Source organism: Streptomyces sp. NPDC006314, from assembly GCF_040613075.1.
Lineage (GTDB): Bacteria > Actinomycetota > Actinomycetes > Streptomycetales > Streptomycetaceae > Streptomyces.
Genome location: NZ_JBEXRL010000004.1, coordinates 122,562 through 141,518, shown reverse-complemented (window position 1 = coordinate 141,518; position 18,957 = coordinate 122,562). Strand labels below are relative to the sequence as shown.

Genomic DNA, 18,957 nt, shown 5'->3' with positions numbered 1-18,957 from the left:
GTCGTCCTGTAGACAGAAGCCGACGGGGTTCGCCCGCGGCTGCCCGTGCGGCTCGGCGGTGGCCGAGCGGCCGAGCCGCTGCGACGCGGGACGGCCCGTTCCGCCTTGCTGAGCCCGGTCACGACGGCGGCCAGGCCTGCCGGTTCGCCGCGCACATCGGCTCTCCGCCACAAGGCACGCGCCCTCCCCCCGGGTTGCGCCGAGCGGGTGGACCGGCGTCGATGTTCCGGCGCCACGGCCCGCCCGTGTGGCACGGTCGCCTCCGACGAGCCACGTGGAAGGGCGGGCGCACACATGGCCAAGGTCGGACGGGTCCTCGTGGTCCTGCTGCTGGCGATGCTGCCGGGCACGACGGCGACGGCCGTCGCCGAGCCGGCGTCCTCGCGCTGGTCGGGCAGTTGGGAGACCGCACCGTCGGGAACCGCGCCGGCACTGCCGGGCGCCGCCGTCCGCAACGTCGTCCACCTCAGCGTCGGCGGCACCGCCGTACGCGTCCGGCTCGGCAACCGGCTCGGCACCGCGCCCCTGTACCTCGGCGCGGTCACCGTCGCCCTGCGCCGGGCGGCCGGCCCCGACGCCGTGCCCGGCACCCTGCGCACCGTCACCTTCCACGGCGCCCCCACCGTCACCGTCCCACCGGGCCAGGACACGGTCTCCGACCCGGTGCCGCTGCCCGTCCCGGCCGCCGCCGACCTCCTCGTCACCGTGTACACACCCGGCGACGGCGGGCCCGCCACCTACCACCGCACCGCCCTGCAGACCAGCTACGTGGCCCTCGACGGGGCCGGACGGGCCGCCGACGAGGACGGCACCGCGTACACGAGGACGATCAGCCGCTGGTACTACGTCACCGGCGTCGATGTCCGGGGGCCCGCCCAGGGCAGCGTCGTCGCGTTCGGCGACTCCCTCACCGACGGCAACGGTTCCACCCCCGACGCCAACCACCGCTGGCCCGACCGGCTCGCCGAGCGTCTGCGCACCCATCAGCTCGGCGTGCTCAACGCCGGGATCGCCGGCAACCGCCTGCTGCGCGACGGCACCGGGCCCAGCGCCCTCGCGCGCCTGGACGCCGACGCCCTGGACCGGGCCGGGGTGCGCGCCCTGGTCGTCTTCGAGGGCATCAACGACATCAAGGGCACCCCGGAGGCGAGCGACGCCGCCGCGTACGCCGACGCGTACCGGGTTCTCGTCGCCCGCGCCCACGCCCGCGGCATCCGGGTCGTGGGGGTCACCCTCACCCCGTACCGCGGCTATCCCGCCTACACGGACGCCGGCGAGGCCGTACGGCAGCGGGTGAACGCCTTCATCCGCGCCGGCGGCGCCTTCGACGCGGTGGCCGACGCCGACGCCGCCGTCCGCGACCCGGCCGATCCCACCCGCATCCTGCCGGGCTACGACCCCGGCGACCACCTGCACTTCAACGACGCGGGCATGACGGCCGTGGCCGACGCGGTGCGCCTGGCCCTGGGCACCTTCGCCTGGCCCGCGGAGGTGGGCGCAGACCGCCGTTTCCCGTCCCCGGCGCCGGTGAGCCGCGCCGGTCACGCCCACAACACCGCCCCCAGCCAGGCCCCCGCGATCAGCAGGCACGCGAACAGTTCCGCCAGCACGCTGGAGCCGCCCGTCCGCATCGCCGTGCGCAGCCCGGTCATGGCCTCGCCGTGCCCGCCCAGCCGCAACCGCTCGTGCAGGTAGATCCCGGCCATGACCCGGCAGCGCGCCCACCACCGGCAGCAGGACGAAGCCGAGGACCGACCCGGCGCCCGCGTACATCCCCATCCGGGTCGTGGCGCCGCTTCGCCGCAGGCGGCGCGGTGGGAGCGCCCAGCGCACCACCCACCGGTGCCGGCCCGGGTCCGTTCGTCCGGACCGTCGCCCCGGCCCGGACGTGTGCGAGCACGGCGAAGGGGATGCGGGGTGGGCCACTTCACACGTCGCCGGGCGGTCCTCCCGTGGGGATGAGGCCGCCCGGCGGCCATCAACCCCTCCTCGTACGGCTGTTCACTCCCTCACTCGATACGCCGTTCGAGATGGCCGGGTGTGCCGGATTTTCCCGATGCCCCGTTCTCACACGGCTCGTGAGGTGGACAATCGGGGGCATGAGCCAGCAGGGGGGAAGTCCCGCCCGTCATGAGGACGACTGGTGGGGGCAGCTGTACGACGACTCCGGGGCGGACACGGGTCCCACGGCCGCGCCGGATTCCCTGGACGACCGTTTCGCCTCGGCGAGGAACACGGTGACGGGGCGCCCGGGTGAGGCGCCGGGGCACGGTACGGGGCCGGCCGGGCAGGACACCGGCAGCCACGACGGCGACCACGACGACGGCGACCACGACGACCACGACGACTACGACGACTACGACGACGGCGACCCCGACGACTACGACGACTACGACGACGGCGACCACGGCGACGGCGACGGCGACGGCGGCGGTGACGAGACGAGACCGGGGTCGCGGGAACCGGCAGTCCCCGCGCAACGCACCGCGCCGGCTCCGGCTCCCGCTCCGTCAGCCGGGCGACCGGCACCCGCGGCCCCCGCACAGCCGCCGCAGGCCCCGGCTCCCGCCGAGCCGCCGCAGTCCACCGAGTGGCCCGGACGCGCGGAGCCGGGAGCGCCCGGCGGACCTTCCCCGCAGGAGCCCTCCGTCCCCTCCCGCTTCCCGGAGCCGCCTCACGCCTCGATCGACTACGTGGGCTCCGGGCCCCCCACCTACGACCCCGAGCCCACCGCGCTCCCGGCCGCCGATCCGGACCGGCTCGGCGAGCTCGTCGCCGACACCGTGCTGGACGGCGCCCGGTACGGGGCCTGCATCCTGCGGGCGGTGTCGCTGCGCGGGGACTCCGCGCGGTACCGGGGGGAGCCACGCCGGGACTCGCTGCTCACCGCCCGGTTCGGCAGCGGGGAGCAGGCACTCGTCCTCGTCGCGATGGCGACCGGCGCGCGGGCCACACCGGGCGCGCACCTGGCGGCGGCCGAGGCGTGCCGGTGGATCGGACGGGCCGTGGGCGGCAGCCATCAGCGACTGGTGGCGGACATCCGGGGGGCCCGGCGCGGCGACCTGAAGTCCGGCCTGAACCGGCTGACCGACCGCAGCCTCGGCAGGCTCCGGGCGAGCGCCGCCGAGCAGGGCGTCGACCCGGAGGATTACACCGCGAGTCTGCGCTGTCTGCTGCTGCCCGCCGACCCGGACTGCCGTACGCGCGTGTTCTTCGGCGTCGGCGACGGCGGGCTGTTCCGGCTGCGGGACGGCGCGTGGCAGGACATCGAGCCGCGCGTGTCACCCACCGGGGCCTCCGGCGCGCCCGTCGTCGGCTTCGGCTCACCGCCGGCGGAGACCCCCGAGGGTGACCGGCTCACGCTGGATTTCGGCATCCAGACACCGCCGAGCCCCTACGAGCCGGCACCGGAGCCGCCCCGCGAACCGTTCCGCTTCCGTGCCTCGGTAGCCCGCCCGGGTGATGCGCTGGTGATGTGCACCGCGGGCCTGGCGGAACCGCTGCGTGGGGAGCCCGCCCTCTGTGCCTACCTGGCCCGCCGCTGGTCCGGCCGGGCCGCGCCCGGCCTCGCCGCGTTCCTCGCCGACGCCCAGGTACGGGTGAAGGGCTACGCCGACGACCGTACGGCGGCGGGCGTCTGGGAGGCGTAAGCGCTGCCCCTGTGGATTCTGGAAGGGGTATCCGTGAGCCCGGCACCACGGCGGGATTCGGGCGGAACCGAGGGGCAGCCGAGAGCGCAACGGCCCGGTCCTGGCGGACATCGTCACTACCCAGACGCCCTGTCCGTCCCGCCGCCGATGAGCGCCGAGACGGTCACCGGGTTCGCGCTGTCCGCCTCCTCGCTCGTGCTGGACGGCGGGGTCGGCCGCATGCTCCAGATGGCCCGCTCCGACCTCCGCAACGTGCCGCGCCCGTAGGCCCTGTTGACCTGGCGCGGGCCGAGCACGGCACGGGCGGTCCTCGCCCGGGCCGTCGGCGACGGCGAGCAGCGCGAGCGCCCGCCGTCAAGGGAGCGGATTTCGGCCAGTTTCACGACGCGTGACGGTATGCCGACCGCCTGTGCCGGGCGCAGCTGCGCTGCCCTCACGGGGCATCAGTGGCGCCCAGCGGTGGTCGGGGCGCCCGCCGCCCGGGGGCCCACGGGCTCCCGGGCCGGATGCGGCGGCCCGCCGGCGTGGCCGAACCGCCGGTCATCGGGCATGCGCCATGACTGCCTGTGAGCCGGCTGGGCAAGCATCCTGCGTGAACGTGTTCGACCAGGAGGGGCAGGGACCGGCGGCGTGCGGGCGGGGGTCATGAAGAGGCAGGCACGAGGGGGCGGTCCCGTGGTCATCGGGGCCTCCTCGGCGAAGACGGGGGAAGAGACCGACACCATCACGGAACACGCGCACCGGCTCCGGCGCAGGCTGGGCCGGGCGGATCTCAAGGCGGTGCCGGAGGCCCGCCGGGAGTTGCGGGAACTGCTGCGGCACTGGGGCAAGCCGGGCCGCTCGGAGATAGCCGAACTGCTCACCAGCGAACTGGTCACCAACGCGCTCGTCCACACCGACGACGACGCCGTCCTGACGGCCGTCGTGGAACCCGGGGCACTGCGGGTGGAGGTACGGGACTTCGTGGGCCGCAGACCCGAGCCGAGCGCCTCGGCCACCGACGACGACACCCACGGACGCGGACTGATGCTGGTGCAGTCCCTCGCGGACGCATGGGGCGTACGGCCGCACGGGGTGGGCAAGTCGGTCTGGTTCGAACTGGGCGCCGAGGCCGCCTGAGAGCAGCGGGACGGGCCACGGAGACGTGAACGGGACGGGGCGTGACCCCGGTGTGGTCACGCCCCGTCCCGTGATGTCCGGTCTCGCCCCGTCCTCTCGGGTCAGCGGACGGTCAGCCGAACTGCTGCTCCAGGTCCTTCAGCTTGCGCTCCAGGGAGTCCAGGCGCGGCAGGGCCATGGTGTCGTCCTCCGCGGTGAGGTCGACGGTCACCGGTTCAGACCCGTCGCGGACCGGCTGCAGGGAGGGCCGAGGGCGTACGGGCAACTGCTCCGCGGGCGATATGGCAGGCTCCGCGGTCGCCGATGCGGGCCCACGCTCGACCGCTTGCACCTCGACCTGCCGGCCGGCCCGGCCGACGAAGCCGCGGTGGCCCCGGCTGATGGCCTTCAGCTGGGCGCGCTCCACGCGCTGCTGGTCGCGCCGCCGCTGGCGGGTCTCCTCCTTCTGCCGCTTGTCCTCCCTTACCTCCTCGACCGCCTCGTCGAGGCTGCGCACGCCCTCCAGGAGCATCAGCGACCAGGCGCTGTAGGTCTCGCGGGGCGCCCGCAGCCAGCGCACGATGCGGATCTGCGGCAGCGGACGCGGCACCAGGCCCTGCTCGCGCAGCGCGGCCCGGCGAGTCTGCTTCAGCGCCCGGTCGAACAGGACGGCCGCCGACAGCGACATACCGGAGAAGAACTGCGGCGCGCCGTCGTGGCCAACGCCCCGGGGCGCGTGCACCCAGTTGAACCAGGCCGCCGCCGCGGCGAACATCCAGACCAGTATCCGGGAGCCGAGCGCCGCGTCACCGTGGCTGGCCTCGCGCACCGCGAGCACGGAGCAGAACATCGCCGCACCGTCCAGACCGAACGGCACCAGGTACTGCCAGCCGTCGGTCAGCCCGAGGTTCTGCTCACCGAAGCCGACCAGGCCGTGGAAGGACAGGGCTGCCGCCACCGCCGCACAGCAGAACAGAAGTACATAGGAGGCGGTGCCGTAGATGGCCTCCTTGCGCCTGCGGCGCTCCTCGCTGCGCTCCCACGAGTCGTCCGCGCTCGCGTTCTCCCCGGAGGAGCGCTTGCCGCGCGCGAGCACCGCCACCGCCGTCAGCATGCCCAGGAGCAGTACGGCGCCCGGAAGCAGCCAGTTCAGCGATATGTCGGTCAGTCTCATCAGGGGTCCCTTGCATTGGGATAGGGCGTAACGCCCGCCATAGTGGCCCACTTCCGACGGCCCTCAGGGGGTTTCGGGGCAAGAGGCCGCGAATAAGGCGCAAGGGGATGCCCAGGGCGGCGTTCTGCTCGAACTGCCGCTTGAGGGGCGGGAGTTGAGTTCGAATAAGACTACCCGTACGGGTGGTTCCTCGGAAAGTTCCCGCTGCAGGTGGGGAAGTGGTGAATCGCCGGCCCGGGGCTGTGTCCGTAAGCGGGCGGTCCGATCGCGATGATCTTACTGGACGCCGGTCCGTGCTCCAGCCCTGACGATCCCTCAAGTCCGAGCACCCGCAGTCGCCTTGATGACCCAGCGGCGGTCGCAGGTGCGCGGGCAGGTGGCGCAGGTGTCCTCGGGGTGCACGGTGTGGAACATGCGGCAGCGGGCCCGGTCCCGGGCGGGCACTGGCTCGCCGTACGGCCCGGTCGGCACCAGGACCCGCACCTCTGCCCGCAGCGCCTCCTCGTCCCGCACGACGACGGCACCGGCAGAGCGGCCACGGGGCCGCCCGGCAGGCAGGCGAAACAGACGGGGCGGCGTGCGGTCATGCGGCCGGCGGAGCGGTGGTACGAGACGTGCGTCACGGGCAGCCGGGTACCCGGCGGTGCGAGCCGCGGGACGGTGATCAGCAGACAGACAGACAGGAAGAGGCAGGCAGGCAGGCGGGCCGGGCGTAGCGGCGCAGGCCGAAGCTCGCGACGACGTCCGGGCGGGCCCGCCGTCCGTGGTCCCGCGGCATCCCCCTGGACGCCGCCCAGCGGGTGGTGGTCGCGCTCGTCACCGGCGGGGCGGTGCTGGCGCCGATGATCGCGGGCCTGGCCGCACACCGGCACCGGCGGTGCGCGGTGTGCCGCTCGCCACCGCCTCCGGCATGGCGTTCGGCATTTCGTGGGTGTTCACCGCTGCTGTTGCCGACCGCGGCGGCCAGCACCGGTTCGGCCACCGTCAGCGTGGCCGGCGGGGCGGCGAGGCCGCCGCCCCGGTAGGGCGCCTGGGACACTCGTCCCAGCCGGAAAGGCCTCCGGCTCGGCACCGCCCGCCGCGAGTCCGGCGGCGCCGACCCAGCCGCCGCCGCGCGGCGCCGGGTCGTCCGGGCCCGACCCGGTCACGGTGAGGCCGGGACGGGCCGCGCCGAGCGGTCGTAGGCGGCGGTGAGCGGCGAGGCCGCAGCGCGCAGGGTGGAACGCCGATCCTTGATCACAGGCGGTTTGCTAAGGCATGCCTACCCTTACCCGGTGTGGACGGAGTTTGAACTACCGGCCGGTACGCCTAAGGTGCTTGACGGACAAGTGACAACCCGTCGTTAATGACCGCAAGTACCGACAAGCCGCCAGGAGGACCCGTGAAGCAGGGCGTGCAGGGCTCCGCCGGGGCGGGGATACCGGAGGCCGGGGCGCCGGGCGCGACCCGGGTGCCGACGCAGCAGCGCGCGGCGGCCGCCCTGGACGGGGTCCGCGAGCGGGACACCGCCCCGCACGGCGTACGGGGCGAGCACACGCACGCCGAGCGGCCCCTTCCCGGGCCGCGGCCCGCGGTGCAGCGGTCCTCGGTGCGCGGGCAGATAGTGGAGGCGCTGCGCACGGCGCTGGTGGCCGGCGAGCTGAAGCCGGGCGAGGTGTACTCGGCACCGGTCCTGGGCGAGCGCTTCGGGGTCTCGGCCACACCCGTCCGGGAGGCCATGCAGCAGCTCGCGCTGGAGGGCGCCGTCGAGGTCGTGCTCAACCGCGGCTTCCGCGTGATCGAGCGGGGGGCGCGCGAGCTGGCCGAGCTGGCCGAGGTGCGGGCGCTCATCGAGGTGCCGGTGATGCTGCGGCTCGCCCGGACGGTGCCGGCCGAGCGGTGGGCCGGGCTGCGTCCGCTCGCGGAGGAGACGGTGCGCGCGGCGGCCTCCGGCTGTCCGGCCGCCTACGCGGAGTGCGACCGCGCCTTCCACGGAGCGCTGCTGTCCCTGTCGGGCAACGAGCAGCTGGTCCGCATCGCCGAGGACCTGCACCGGCGCGCGCAGTGGCCGCTGGTCGGCGGCCCCGTACGGCACGGACGGGCGGACCTGGTCGCGGACGCGGCGGAGCACATGGCTCTGCTGGAGGCGTTGATCGCCCGCGACGTGGATGTGGTGCGGGGGCTGGTGGGGGAGCACTTCGCGGGCGCGATCTGAGAGGCGGCAGCCGGTCATCGCCGTTGGGGTCCGGACCGTTGCCGGGCGCGGATCCACTGCGGCCGGTCGCGCGGCTCCCGCGCCCCTCGGCCACTCACCGCGCCGCTCGCCCCAGAAGGCCCGTACGCGTCCGGGCCGACGGCGACGACAGCTCTCCAGAGGCGCGGCGAACTGCCCGACCAGCCCCCACGGACCCGCAGACGGGAACGGACTCCACGCACCCGTCCATCGCTACGCCGTAGCCGCCCCCGGAGCCGGTGGTGCCAGTTGGCGGGACAGCCAGGTCGGTACACCTCCCAGGAGTCGGAACAGGCGGCGGGCCTCCTCGCGCAGCCGGGACGCCTCCGGTTCGGACTCCGCGTCGGCCAGGGAGGCCAGCGCGGGGGCCGTACCCACCAGGTAGCCCAACTCCTCCCGGATCCGCAGGGATTCGGAGAAGCCGTGCCGCGCCTCGGCCAACTCACCGTCGCGCAGGTCGAGCCCGGCAAGGTGGCGCCAGGTGAAGGACAGCAGCAGCGGGTCGGCGTGCGCGGCAGCACCCGCGTGTGCCCGGCGGTACGCGGCGCGAGCCGCCTGTGGGGAGCGGCTCAGGTTCTCGGCGAGCAGCCCCCGGCGGAAGTCCAGCAGGGCCCGTCCGGCCGCCCCCGGAGGGATCAGCGCCGCTGCCCGGCCCAACGCGGCCCGCGCCTCGTCGGCCCGGTCGCGCACCCCGTGCAGAGTTGCCGCGTAGGCGAGTTGGCCGCGTTCGCAGGCCGCGGCGCCCCGCTCCTCGTCGCTGTGCGCGAGCGCCTCCGCCGTCCGCAGCGCGTCCTCGGCCTCCTCCCAGCCCCCCTCGGTGTACAGGCACCGTTCGACCAGCAGGGTGGCCCGCTGCAACGCCGTCGCCGGGGTGTCGGGTGGCAGCAGGGCGGCCGCGTCGGCCCAGCAGGCCCGCGAGCGCAGCCGCCATACCGCGGTCTGGAGAGGATCGTCACCGGCGGTCGTTCCGTTACCAGACATGGCGGTATGCGCCACGTTGCCCTCCCCGAGCACGCCATCGAGCTGTTGAGTGGTGGCGGCATTCCAGCACCAATCGCGGGGCCGGGCCAAGAGGGTGGGTGAAAGATTTCACAAAGGGGTGGGGCATGGGCGTGACCGGGTTTGGCCGCCTGGCGCCCCCGCTGACCTCAGCTCATGCGCAGGGCCAGGAAGAAGTCGAGCTTGTCCTCCAGGCGCGAGAGGTCCCGTCCCGTCAACTGCTCGATCCTCCCCACCCGGTAGCGCAGCGTGTTGACGTGCAGGTGGAGACGGGTGGCGCAGCGGGTCCAGGAGCCGTCGCAGTCGAGGAACGCCTCCAGGGTGGGGATCAGCTCGGCCCGGTGGCGGCGGTCGTAGTCCTTCAGGGGGTCCAGGAGGCGCGCCGTGAAGGCGCGGCGGACGTCGTCGGGAACGAACGGGAGCAGCAGGACGTGCGAGGCCAGCTCCTGATGACCGGCCGCGCAGACCCGGCCGGGGCGGGCCGCGGCGACCCGCCGGGCGTGCCGGGCCTCCTCCAGGGCGCCGCGCAGCCCCTCCGCCGAGTGCACGGCCGCGCTGACGCCGAGGGTGAGCCGCCCGTCGCCGTCCAGGCCCGCCGACAGCGGCTCCCGCACCGACTGTAGGAGGGAGTCGGCCAGCAGGCCGCTCTCCGAGCCGTCGTGCTCGGAGGAGACGGCGGGGAGGGGGACCAGGGCGATCGCCTCGTCGCCGGTGTGCGCTACCGCGATGCGGTCGGCCGGCTCGGGGCCGGTCACCAGTGGATCGACCAGCACTTCCTCCAGTAGCGACTGGGCGACGGGGCCGCCCTCGACCTCCTCGCCCTCCCACTCGACGCGGGCCACGACGACCTGCCAGTGCGGGGCCGCCCCGAGGCCGGGCAGCAGCACCGGCGCGGCGACCCTCAGTCGGGCCGCGATCTCGGCGGGTGCGGCGCCCGTCTGGACCAGCTCCAGCACCTCCTGGGCGAGCCGGCGCCGTACGGTGCGGGCCGCGTCCCGGCGGTCCCGCTCGACCGCGATCAGCTGGGTGACGCCCTGGAGGAGGTCCAGGCGTTCCTCGGGCCAGTCGCCGGCGTCCGCCTCGACGGCCAGCAGCCAGTCCGACAGGACGGTCTCGCGGACGTCCCGGGAGGCCTGCGGGGAGCGGCCGGAGGAGCGGACCGGGAAGAGCGAGTACGTCGTCCCGCCCAGCACGACGCGGTGCGGGCCGCGCCGGCCGGTGCGGGTGGCGGCCAGGTGCTCGGCCGCGAGCCTCGCGCAGGTGTCGGCGGGCAGTGCCGGGCCCGCGACCTTCGAGCCCGCGATCAGGCGGCCGGTCGGGGAGAGCACCCAGGCGCGCAGGTCCAGGTCGGAGCCGAGCAGGTCGAGGACCACGTCCGGGCCGCCGCCCGCCGGGCCCGAGGTCATCATCCGGCGGTGCCGGTCCACCACGGCCGCCAGGTCGCCGGCCCGCTCGCCGGAGACCTGCCGTACCACGTGCTCGGTGATCGTCGCGAACGCCACCGACTCGTGCACCGCGAACAGCGGCAGCCGGTGCCGTGCGCAGGCCAGCACCAGGTCGTCCGGCACATCACCCAGCTCGGCCTCGCCGGCCGCGAGAGCCGCCACACCGGCCTGTACGAGGATGCGGACGAACGGCTCGGAGTCGTCGGCGTCCCGGCGCCAGGCCAGGCCCGTGAGCACCAGCTCACCACCGGAGAGGTAGCGGCTCGGGTCGCGCAGGTCGGTGGTCATGACACCGCGTACCGAGCGGTCCAGCTCGTCCTCGCCGCCGAGCAGCCGCAGGCCCAGCGCGTCGGTGTCCAGCAGTGCGCGCAGCCGCATCTCGTCGCCGCCGTTCTTTGTCTCGAAACCTACGATGGATCTTGGAGGGTGACGGGGGTGTCACCCGGAACCGGTCGCCACAGGGGCGCACTCCGCGGTCTCCGTGCTGTTTCCCGCGTTTCCCCAGGAAAACGGAGAGGTTACCGATGACCTCCGTTCATACGAATCTACAAGATGCTCGTCCTGGCCAGCGAACTCCTTCATGGTTTCGGTGACTGACCCCGCCGGAGTACAGGGCGGTGTACTGAGGCCACTCCGCGTCAACAGCATGTGAAACGAGCCGGGCCCGCCGCACACGGATTGGCTCAATCTGTACGACCCACGAGACGAAGAAGAGAGCCGGTCATGGACTTCCTTCGCCCCGCCAGCTGGGAGGAGGCGCTCGCCGCGAAGGCCGAGCACCCCACCGCTGTGCCGATTGCGGGTGGCACCGATGTGATGGTCGAGATCAACTTCGACCATCGCCGGCCCGAGTACCTGCTCGACCTCAACCGCATCGGCGATCTCTACGAGTGGGAGGTCGGCGAGGAAGACGTACGGCTGGGTGCCTCCGTCCCGTACACCAAGATCATGCAGCATCTCCGCGCCGAGCTGCCGGGCCTCGCGCTCGCCTCGCACACGGTCGCCTCCCCGCAGATCCGCAACCGCGGCGGCGTCGGCGGCAACCTCGGCACGGCCTCGCCCGCCGGTGACGCCCACCCCGCCCTCCTCGCCGCCGGCGCCGAGGTCGAGGTGGAGTCGGCGGCCCGCGGCACCAGGCGGATCCCGGTCGACGCGTTCTACACCGGTGTCAAGCGCAACGCGCTCCAGCCCGACGAGCTGATCCGCGCCGTCCACATCAAGAAGGCGGACGGCCCGCAGCAGTACTCGAAGGTCGGCACCCGCAACGCCATGGTCATCGCCGTGTGCGCCTTCGGTCTCGCCCTGCACCCCGAGACCCGCACGGTCCGCACCGGCATCGGCTCCGCCGCCCCGACCCCGGTGCGGGCCAAGGCCGCCGAGGAGTTCCTGAACGCGGCCCTGGAAGAGGGCGGCTTCTGGGACAACGGAAAGACCATCACCCCGTCGGTCGCCAAGCAGTTCGCGGAGCTGTGCTCCGGCTCCTGCAACCCGATCGACGACGTCCGGGGCACCGCGAGCTACCGCCGCCACGCGGTCGGTGTCATGGCCCGCCGGACGCTCACCTGGACCTGGGAATCGTACCGCGGTACCCGCCGCACCACCGAGGGAGCTGCGTAATGCGCGTCAACTTCACCGTCAACGGACGTCCGCAGGAGGCCGACGACGTCTGGGAGGGCGAGTCCCTGCTGTACGTGCTGCGCGAGCGCCTCGGCCTCCCCGGTTCCAAGAACGCCTGCGAGCAGGGCGAGTGCGGCTCCTGCACCGTGCGCCTGGACGGCGTCCCGGTCTGTTCCTGCCTGGTCGCGGCCGGCCAGGTGGAGGGCCGCGAGGTCGTGACCGTCGAAGGCCTGGCGGACTACGCCCAGTGGCGCGCCTCGGCCGGCTGCGCGGCCGGCGCCTGCGGTACCTCGCCGCAGGACGCCCGGCAGTGGCAGGCCAAGGGCACCGACTCGCACGCCGGTGAGGGCACAGAACTCTCTCCGATCCAGCAGGCGTTCATCGACGCCGGCGCCGTCCAGTGCGGCTTCTGCACGCCGGGTCTGCTCGTCGCCGCCGACGAGATGCTGGAGAACAACCCGAACCCGACCGACGCGGACATCCGCGAGGCGCTGTCGGGCAACCTGTGCCGCTGCACGGGCTACGAGAAGATCATGGACGCGGTCCGTCTGGCGGCCGCCCGCCAGTCCGAGGGGGTCTGACCATGCCGTCCTCCAAGCTCTCACCTACGTCCGAGCACGTAGGTGCCCCCGTCGGCGCACCCACGAAGGTCACGCAGGGCACCCGGACCAAGGGCGGCATCGGCGAGTCCACGCTCCGTCCGGACGGCACCCTGAAGGTCACCGGCGAGTTCGCGTACTCGTCCGACATGTGGCACGAGGACATGCTGTGGGGGCAGATCCTGCGCTCCACCGTCGCCCACGCCGAGATCGTGTCGATCGACACCTCCGAGGCCCTGGCCACCCCGGGCGTCTACGCGGTCCTGACCTACGACGACCTGCCCACCGAGGTGAAGAACTACGGCCTGGAGATCCAGGACACCCCGGTCCTCGCGCACGGCAAGGTACGCCACCACGGCGAGCCGGTCGCGATCGTCGCCGCCGACCACCCGGAGACGGCCCGCCGCGCCGCCGCCAAGATCAAGGTCGAGTACCGGGAACTCCCGGTCATCACCGACGAGGCCTCCGCGACCGCCCCGGACGCCATCCTCGTCCACGAGAACCGCGACGACCACCACATCGGGCACGTCCCGCACCCGAACATCGTGCACCGCCAGCCGATCGTCCGCGGCAACGCGGACGAGGCTGCCAAGAAGGCGGACGTGATCGTCAGGGGCGAGTACACCTTCGGCATGCAGGACCAGGCCTTCCTCGGCCCCGAGTCCGGCCTCGCCGTGCCGGAGGAGGACGGCGGCGTCCACCTCTACATCGCCACCCAGTGGCTCCACTCCGACCTGCGCCAGATCGCGCCCGTCCTCGGCCTGCCCGAGGACAAGGTGCGCATGACGCTGGCCGGCGTCGGCGGCGCGTTCGGCGGCCGCGAGGACCTGTCGATGCAGATCCACGCCTGCCTGCTCGCGCTGCGCACCGGCAAGCCGGTGAAGATCGTCTACAACCGGTTCGAGTCCTTCTTCGGTCACGTCCACCGCCACCCGGCGAAGCTCTACTACGAGCACGGCGCCACCAAGGACGGCAAGCTCACGCACATGAAGTGCAGGATCGTCCTGGACGGCGGCGCCTACGCCTCCGCCTCCCCGGCGGTCGTCGGCAACGCCTCCTCGCTCTCGGTCGGCCCGTACGTCATCGACGATGTCGACATCGAGGCCATCGCCCTCTACACCAACAACCCGCCCTGCGGCGCCATGCGCGGCTTCGGCGCGGTCCAGGCGTGCTTCGCCTACGAGGCGCAGATGGACAGGCTGGCGAAGAAGCTCGGCATGGACCCGGTGGAGTTCCGGCAGCTGAACGCCATGGAGCAGGGGACGATCATGCCGACGGGCCAGCCCGTCGACTCGCCCGCCCCGGTCGCCGAACTGCTGCGCCGAGTCAAGGCGATGCCGCTGCCGCCGGAGCGCCAGTGGGAGTCCAGTGAGGGCGCCGACGTACGGCAGCTGCCCGGCGGTCTGTCCAACACCACGCACGGCGAAGGCGTCGTACGCGGGGTGGGCTACGCGGTCGGCATCAAGAACGTCGGCTTCTCCGAGGGCTTCGACGACTACTCCACCGCCAAGGTGCGCATGGAGGTCGTGGGCGGCGAGCCCGTCGCCACCGTGCACACCGCGATGGCGGAGGTCGGCCAGGGCGGAGTCACCGTCCACGCGCAGATCGCCCGCACGGAGCTGGGCGTCACCCAGGTGACGATCCACCCGGCGGACACGCAGGTCGGTTCCGCCGGTTCGACCTCGGCCTCCCGGCAGACGTACGTCACCGGCGGCGCCGTGAAGAACGCCTGCGAGATCGTCCGCGAGAAGGTCCTGGAGATCGGGCGCCGCAAGTTCGGCACGTATCACCCGGCCTGGGCGACGGCCGAGTTGCTGCTGGAGGGCGGCAAGGTCGTCACCGACGGCGGCGAGGTCCTCGGCGACCTGGTCGACGTCCTCGAGGACGAGGCCGTCGAGGTCGAGGAGGAGTGGCGGCACCGGCCCACCGAGGCCTTCGACCTGCGCACCGGCCAGGGCAACGGGCACGTCCAGTACTCCTTCGCCGCGCACCGCGCGGTCGTCGAGGTCGACACCGAACTCGGCCTGGTCAAGGTCATCGAGCTGGCCTGCGCCCAGGACGTCGGCAAGGCGCTCAACCCGCTCTCCGTCATCGGCCAGATCCAGGGCGGTACGACCCAGGGCCTGGGCGTGGCCGTGATGGAGGAGATCATCGTCGACCCCAAGACGGCGAAGGTCAGGAACCCCTCCTTCACGGACTACCTGATCCCGACCATCCTCGACACGCCGACCATCCCGGTCGACGTCCTGGAACTCGCCGACGACCACGCCCCGTACGGGCTGCGGGGCATCGGCGAAGCCCCGACCCTGTCGTCCACGCCGGCCGTCCTCGCGGCGATCCGGAACGCGACCGGACTGGAGCTCAACCGCACTCCGGTACGGCCCGAGCACCTCACGGGAACCGCGTAACACCGAAAAGCTCTCCGGGCGGCGCAGGGAACGTCACACACTCCGCCGCGCCGCCCGGAGTAACCCCCTTTGAGTTCCGCACCGCTCGCGGTCCTTGAAGTACCAGGAAATTCGTTCGTCTCGGGCCGTCCCCCGGGTCGTCCATTCCCAAATCCCGTGCCCGCTCAGGGCGGTTGCACGGGTGCCCCTGTGAACCTTGGGAGATGGCACCATGACCCAGCAGTCAGTGGAGCCGAGGACCTCAGCCGAAGACGCCGGTGATGGCACCCGCGTCCCGGCAGGGCGGTCCTGGCTCGACCGGTACTTCCACATATCCAGAAGAGGATCCACGGTCTCGCGTGAGGTCCGCGGCGGCATCACCACCTTCATGGCGATGGCGTACATCCTCCTGCTCAACCCGCTCATCCTGTCCGGCAAGGACGCGCACGGTGACACGCTCGGCCAGAACGCGCTGATCACCGCGACCGCCTTCGCCGCGGCCTTCACCACGCTGCTGATGGGTTTCGTCGGCAAGGCGCCGCTCGCGCTCGCCGCCGGCCTGTCCGTCTCCGGTGTCCTCTCCTCGCAGGTCGCCCCCAGCATGACCTGGCCGCAGGCCATGGGTATGTGCGTGATGTACGGCGTGGTCATCATGCTGCTGGTCGTCACCGGCCTGCGCGAGATGATCATGAACGCGATCCCGCTCGCGCTCAAGCACGGCATCACCATGGGCATCGGCCTGTTCATCGCGCTCATCGGCTTCTACAAGTCAGGTTTCGTGCACCAGGGCGAGGCCACCCCGGTCAGCCTCGGCCCGGCGGGCCAGCTCACCGGCTGGCCGGTACTGCTCTTCGCCGGCACCCTGCTGCTGATCTTCATGCTCCAGGCCCGCAACATCCCCGGCGCCATCCTCATCGGCATCGTGTCCGGCACGATCGTCGCCGCCGTCCTCAACGGGCTCGGCGTCATCGCCCCCAAGCAGTGGGCCAACGGTGCGCCCGAACTGCCCGGCACCGCGGTCTCCATGCCCGACTTCTCGCTCTTCGGGCACGTCGAGTTCGGCGGCTGGGGCAAGGTCGGCGCCATGACGGTCGGCATGATCGTCTTCACCCTCGTCCTCGCCGGCTTCTTCGACGCGATGGCCACCATCATCGGTGTCGGCACCGAGGCCGACCTCGCCGACGACAAGGGCCGCATGCCGGGCCTGTCCAAGGCGCTGTTCATCGACGGCGCCGGCGGCGCGATCGGCGGTGTGGCGGGCGGCTCCGGCCAGACGGTGTTCATCGAGTCGGCCACCGGCGTCGGCGAAGGCGCCCGCACCGGTCTCGCCTCCGTCGTCACCGGCCTCTTCTTCGCGGCCTGCCTGTTCTTCACCCCGGTCACCGCGATCGTCCCGCAGGAGGTCGCCTCCGCCGCCCTGGTCGTCATCGGCGCGATGATGCTGATGAACGCCCGGCACGTGGACTGGGCCGACCGCGCGACCGCGATCCCGGTCTTCCTGACCGTCGTCCTGATGCCGTTCACGTACACCATCACCACCGGTGTCGCCGCGGGCGTCATCTCCTACGTGGCCATCAAGGTGGGCCAGGGCAAGGCCCGCGAGATCGGCGCCTTCATGTGGGGTTTGACGGTCGTCTTCCTGGTCTACTTCGCCCTTCACCCCATCGAGGCCTGGCTGGGCGTGCACTAGCCACCCCGCCGAGAAGTCCTTCCCCGCAACCCCGTGAGGAGACCGAGAGATGCTGGACATCGCCGAGGAGCTGAACCGGTGGGTCGAGCAGGGCCGTGACTTCGCCGTCGCCACCGTGGTGGCCGTCGGCGGCAGCGCCCCGCGCCAGCCGGGCGCCGCCCTGGCGGTGGACGCCGACGGCACGGCCATCGGCTCGGTCTCCGGCGGGTGCGTGGAGGGCGCCGTGTACGAGCTGTGCCAACGGGCCCTCGAGGACGGCGAGACCGTCCTGGAGCGCTTCGGGTACAGCGACGAGGATGCCTTCGCCGTCGGCCTGACCTGTGGCGGCGTCATCGACATCCTCGTCACGCCGGTCCGGGCGGACGGTCCCGCCCGGCCGGCGGTCGCGGCCGCGCTGGCCGCCGCCGTGCGTGGCGAGGCGGCGGCGGTCGCGCGGGTCGTGGACGGCCCGGCCGAGCTGCGGGGCCGGGTCCTCCTCGTCCGTCCCGACGGCTCCTGCGAGGGCGGCTTCGGCGCCCACCCAGAGCTGGACCGCACGATCGCCGCCGAGGCCGGCGCCTTCCTGGACGCGGGCCGTACCGGCACCCTGGAGATCGGCGAACAGGGCTCGCGCTGCGGCGCCCCGCTCACGGTCCTCGTCGAATCCTCCGTCCCCGCCCCGCGGATGATCGTCTTCGGTGCGATCGACTTCGCCTCGGCCCTGGTCCGCGTCGGCAAGTTCCTGGGCTACCACGTCACGGTGTGCGACGCCCGCGCGGTGTTCGCCACGCGCGCCCGTTTCCCGGAGGCCGACGAGATCGTCGTCGAGTGGCCCCACACGTATCTGGAGCGCACCGAGGTCGACGGCCGTACCGTCCTGTGCGTCCTCACCCACGACGCCAAGTTCGACGTACCCCTGCTGCGGCTGGCCCTGCGGCTGCCGGTCGCCTACGTCGGCGCGATGGGCTCCCGCCGCACCCACCTCGACCGCAACGAGCGCCTGCGCGAGGTCGGCGTCACCGAGCTGGAACTGGCCCGCCTGCACTCCCCGATCGGCCTCGACCTCGGCGCCCGTACGCCCGAGGAGACGGCCCTGTCCATCGGCGCGGAGATCGTCGCGAACCGGCGCGGCGGCAGCGGGGTCTCCCTGACCGGAGCCCACACCCCGATCCACCACGACACGACGTCCCGGCCGGCGGGTCGGATCGGGTCGGTGGCCTGACCGGGCAGGCTCCCGGACGACCCGGCTCCCGCCCGCCCCCTGAGCGCCGGGTTCGCCGCCGCGCGGCCGGGATGCGGTACGACCCCGGTCCATGACTGCCGTGTGCGCCGGGTTAGCGGCGTGAGCGGGATGCGGGCCCCCTGGTTCACGTCCGCCCGAGCGCTGGGTTCGGACGTGGGTGGGATGTGGTGGGGACCTGGTTCACGTCCGCCCGAGCGCCGGTTCCGCGGCGCGCGCGGGATCCGGTGCGGTCCCGGTTCATGCCTTCCGGAGAAGTCGATTCGCTGCCCGGCCGAACACCGTGCGGGCCGTTCGCTCCAGGACGCCGTCGAAGACGCGGGGCAGGAAGCGGACGCGCAGCTCCTCGCGCCACACGACCCGGCTGCGGCCGCCGGGCCCCGGCCTGACCTCGATCTCCGCCCAGCCGAGGATCATCCGGCCGCGTTTCTCCAGGCGGCACAGGCCGGGCCGGCCGTCGGTGGGCGGGCGCCAGACCGTCACCTCCATGACGTCGTCGAAGCCCAGGGGGCCGATCCCCGAACGGGCCACGAAGCGGCTGCCCTCCCGGGTCGGAGCGGGCGTCAGCACCTGGATCCGGGTCAGCGGGACCGCGTCGGCGTGGCGGGGCCACTCGGTGAGCCGACGCCACGTCTCATCGAGGGTGAGGGGGACCGTACGTGCGAAGGAGAAGATGGGCACGGCCCGATCGTAGGCAATGGGCGCCGGTCACCTGCGCGTTCGCCCTGCCGTACCCTGCCCGCCCGGCCGGGTGTCCGAGGAGTCGTTCCCGGCGACGGCCGGTGTGCGGGGCGGCGTGACAGCGGGGCGCGCGGGACACCCCCGCACTACCAGATCCACCTCACGGACGACCGGGGCATGGACTGT

At 73.1% G+C, this 18,957-nt stretch carries 12 protein-coding genes and 4 pseudogenes; 10 read left to right on the top strand and 6 right to left on the bottom strand.

All coding sequences use genetic code 11. From position 1 onward, the window contains the following. Positions 1–294: 294 nt before the first annotated feature. Positions 295–1,443: pseudogene (locus ABZ079_RS08745) on the top strand (GDSL-type esterase/lipase family protein); the annotation flags it as partial. 98 nt (positions 1,444–1,541) lie between these two features. Here ABZ079_RS08745 and ABZ079_RS08740 read toward each other — a convergent pair. After that, positions 1,542–1,836: pseudogene (locus ABZ079_RS08740) on the bottom strand (DUF456 family protein); the annotation flags it as partial. Positions 1,837–2,099: 263 nt separating this feature from the next. On the opposite strand from ABZ079_RS08740, the gene ABZ079_RS08735 reads away from it, so the two are divergent. The 3 genes and pseudogenes from ABZ079_RS08735 to ABZ079_RS08725 all read left to right on the top strand — a co-directional run bounded on the left by ABZ079_RS08735 (position 2,100) and on the right by ABZ079_RS08725 (position 4,769). Continuing rightward, entirely contained in the window at positions 2,100–3,650 is a 1,551-nt protein-coding gene (locus tag ABZ079_RS08735; protein WP_356938701.1) for a protein phosphatase 2C domain-containing protein, read from the top strand. A 91-nt stretch (positions 3,651–3,741) separates the two neighbouring features. After that, positions 3,742–3,917 (top strand): annotated as a pseudogene (locus ABZ079_RS08730) (ubiquinone-dependent pyruvate dehydrogenase); the annotation flags it as partial. Positions 3,918–4,325: 408 nt separating this feature from the next. After that, positions 4,326–4,769, top strand: coding sequence for an ATP-binding protein (locus ABZ079_RS08725; RefSeq protein WP_356938700.1), 444 nt, complete (start codon positions 4,326–4,328; stop codon positions 4,767–4,769). A 112-nt stretch (positions 4,770–4,881) separates the two neighbouring features. On the opposite strand, the gene ABZ079_RS08720 is transcribed toward ABZ079_RS08725, so the two are convergent. After that, positions 4,882–5,922: a DUF2637 domain-containing protein gene (locus ABZ079_RS08720; protein WP_356938699.1), complete on the bottom strand. Its 1,041-nt coding sequence runs from the start codon at positions 5,920–5,922 to the stop codon at positions 4,882–4,884. A gap of 315 nt (positions 5,923–6,237) precedes the next feature. Continuing rightward, positions 6,238–6,709, bottom strand: a pseudogene (locus ABZ079_RS08715) (hypothetical protein); the annotation flags it as partial. 594 nt (positions 6,710–7,303) lie between these two features. Here ABZ079_RS08715 and ABZ079_RS08710 point away from each other — a divergent pair. Continuing rightward, on the top strand, positions 7,304–8,116 hold the full coding sequence (locus tag ABZ079_RS08710) for a GntR family transcriptional regulator (protein ID WP_356938698.1): 813 nt from the start codon (positions 7,304–7,306) through the stop codon (positions 8,114–8,116). Positions 8,117–8,347: 231 nt separating this feature from the next. Here ABZ079_RS08710 and ABZ079_RS08705 read toward each other — a convergent pair whose 3' ends face one another. Beyond that, the gene (locus tag ABZ079_RS08705; RefSeq protein WP_356938697.1) at positions 8,348–9,130 is read right to left on the bottom strand and encodes a hypothetical protein; all 783 of its coding nucleotides are present in this window, start codon (positions 9,128–9,130) and stop codon (positions 8,348–8,350) included. A 152-nt stretch (positions 9,131–9,282) separates the two neighbouring features. Further along, positions 9,283–10,956 (bottom strand): PucR family transcriptional regulator ligand-binding domain-containing protein, encoded by a 1,674-nt coding sequence (locus ABZ079_RS08700; protein WP_356938696.1) that lies wholly within the window; start codon positions 10,954–10,956, stop codon positions 9,283–9,285. A 345-nt stretch (positions 10,957–11,301) separates the two neighbouring features. Between ABZ079_RS08700 and ABZ079_RS08695 the strand changes: the two genes are divergently transcribed. From ABZ079_RS08695 to ABZ079_RS08675, 5 genes are all read left to right on the top strand, one after another. Next, on the top strand, positions 11,302–12,195 hold the full coding sequence (locus tag ABZ079_RS08695; RefSeq protein WP_356938695.1) for a xanthine dehydrogenase family protein subunit M: 894 nt from the start codon (positions 11,302–11,304) through the stop codon (positions 12,193–12,195). Next, positions 12,195–12,776 (top strand): (2Fe-2S)-binding protein, encoded by a 582-nt coding sequence (locus ABZ079_RS08690; RefSeq protein WP_356938694.1) that lies wholly within the window; start codon positions 12,195–12,197, stop codon positions 12,774–12,776. Before ABZ079_RS08695 ends, ABZ079_RS08690 begins: the two co-directional genes overlap by 1 nt. Before the next feature lie 2 nt (positions 12,777–12,778). After that, positions 12,779–15,202 (top strand): molybdopterin cofactor-binding domain-containing protein, encoded by a 2,424-nt coding sequence (locus ABZ079_RS08685; RefSeq protein ID WP_356938693.1) that lies wholly within the window; start codon positions 12,779–12,781, stop codon positions 15,200–15,202. A 211-nt stretch (positions 15,203–15,413) separates the two neighbouring features. Beyond that, a complete protein-coding gene (locus tag ABZ079_RS08680; RefSeq protein WP_356938692.1) occupies positions 15,414–16,871 on the top strand; it encodes an NCS2 family permease in 1,458 nt (485 codons plus the stop codon). Positions 16,872–16,920: 49 nt separating this feature from the next. Then, positions 16,921–18,072 carry an XdhC/CoxI family protein gene (locus ABZ079_RS08675; RefSeq protein ID WP_356938691.1) on the top strand — a complete coding sequence of 384 codons (1,152 nt, stop codon included), beginning with the start codon at positions 16,921–16,923 and terminating at the stop codon, positions 18,070–18,072. A 258-nt stretch (positions 18,073–18,330) separates the two neighbouring features. Here the strand turns inward: ABZ079_RS08675 and ABZ079_RS08670 are convergent, their stop codons facing one another. Next, positions 18,331–18,771, bottom strand: a complete 441-nt coding sequence (locus tag ABZ079_RS08670; protein ID WP_356938690.1) for an SRPBCC family protein — start codon at positions 18,769–18,771, stop codon at positions 18,331–18,333. Between the last annotated feature and the right edge of the window lie 186 nt (positions 18,772–18,957).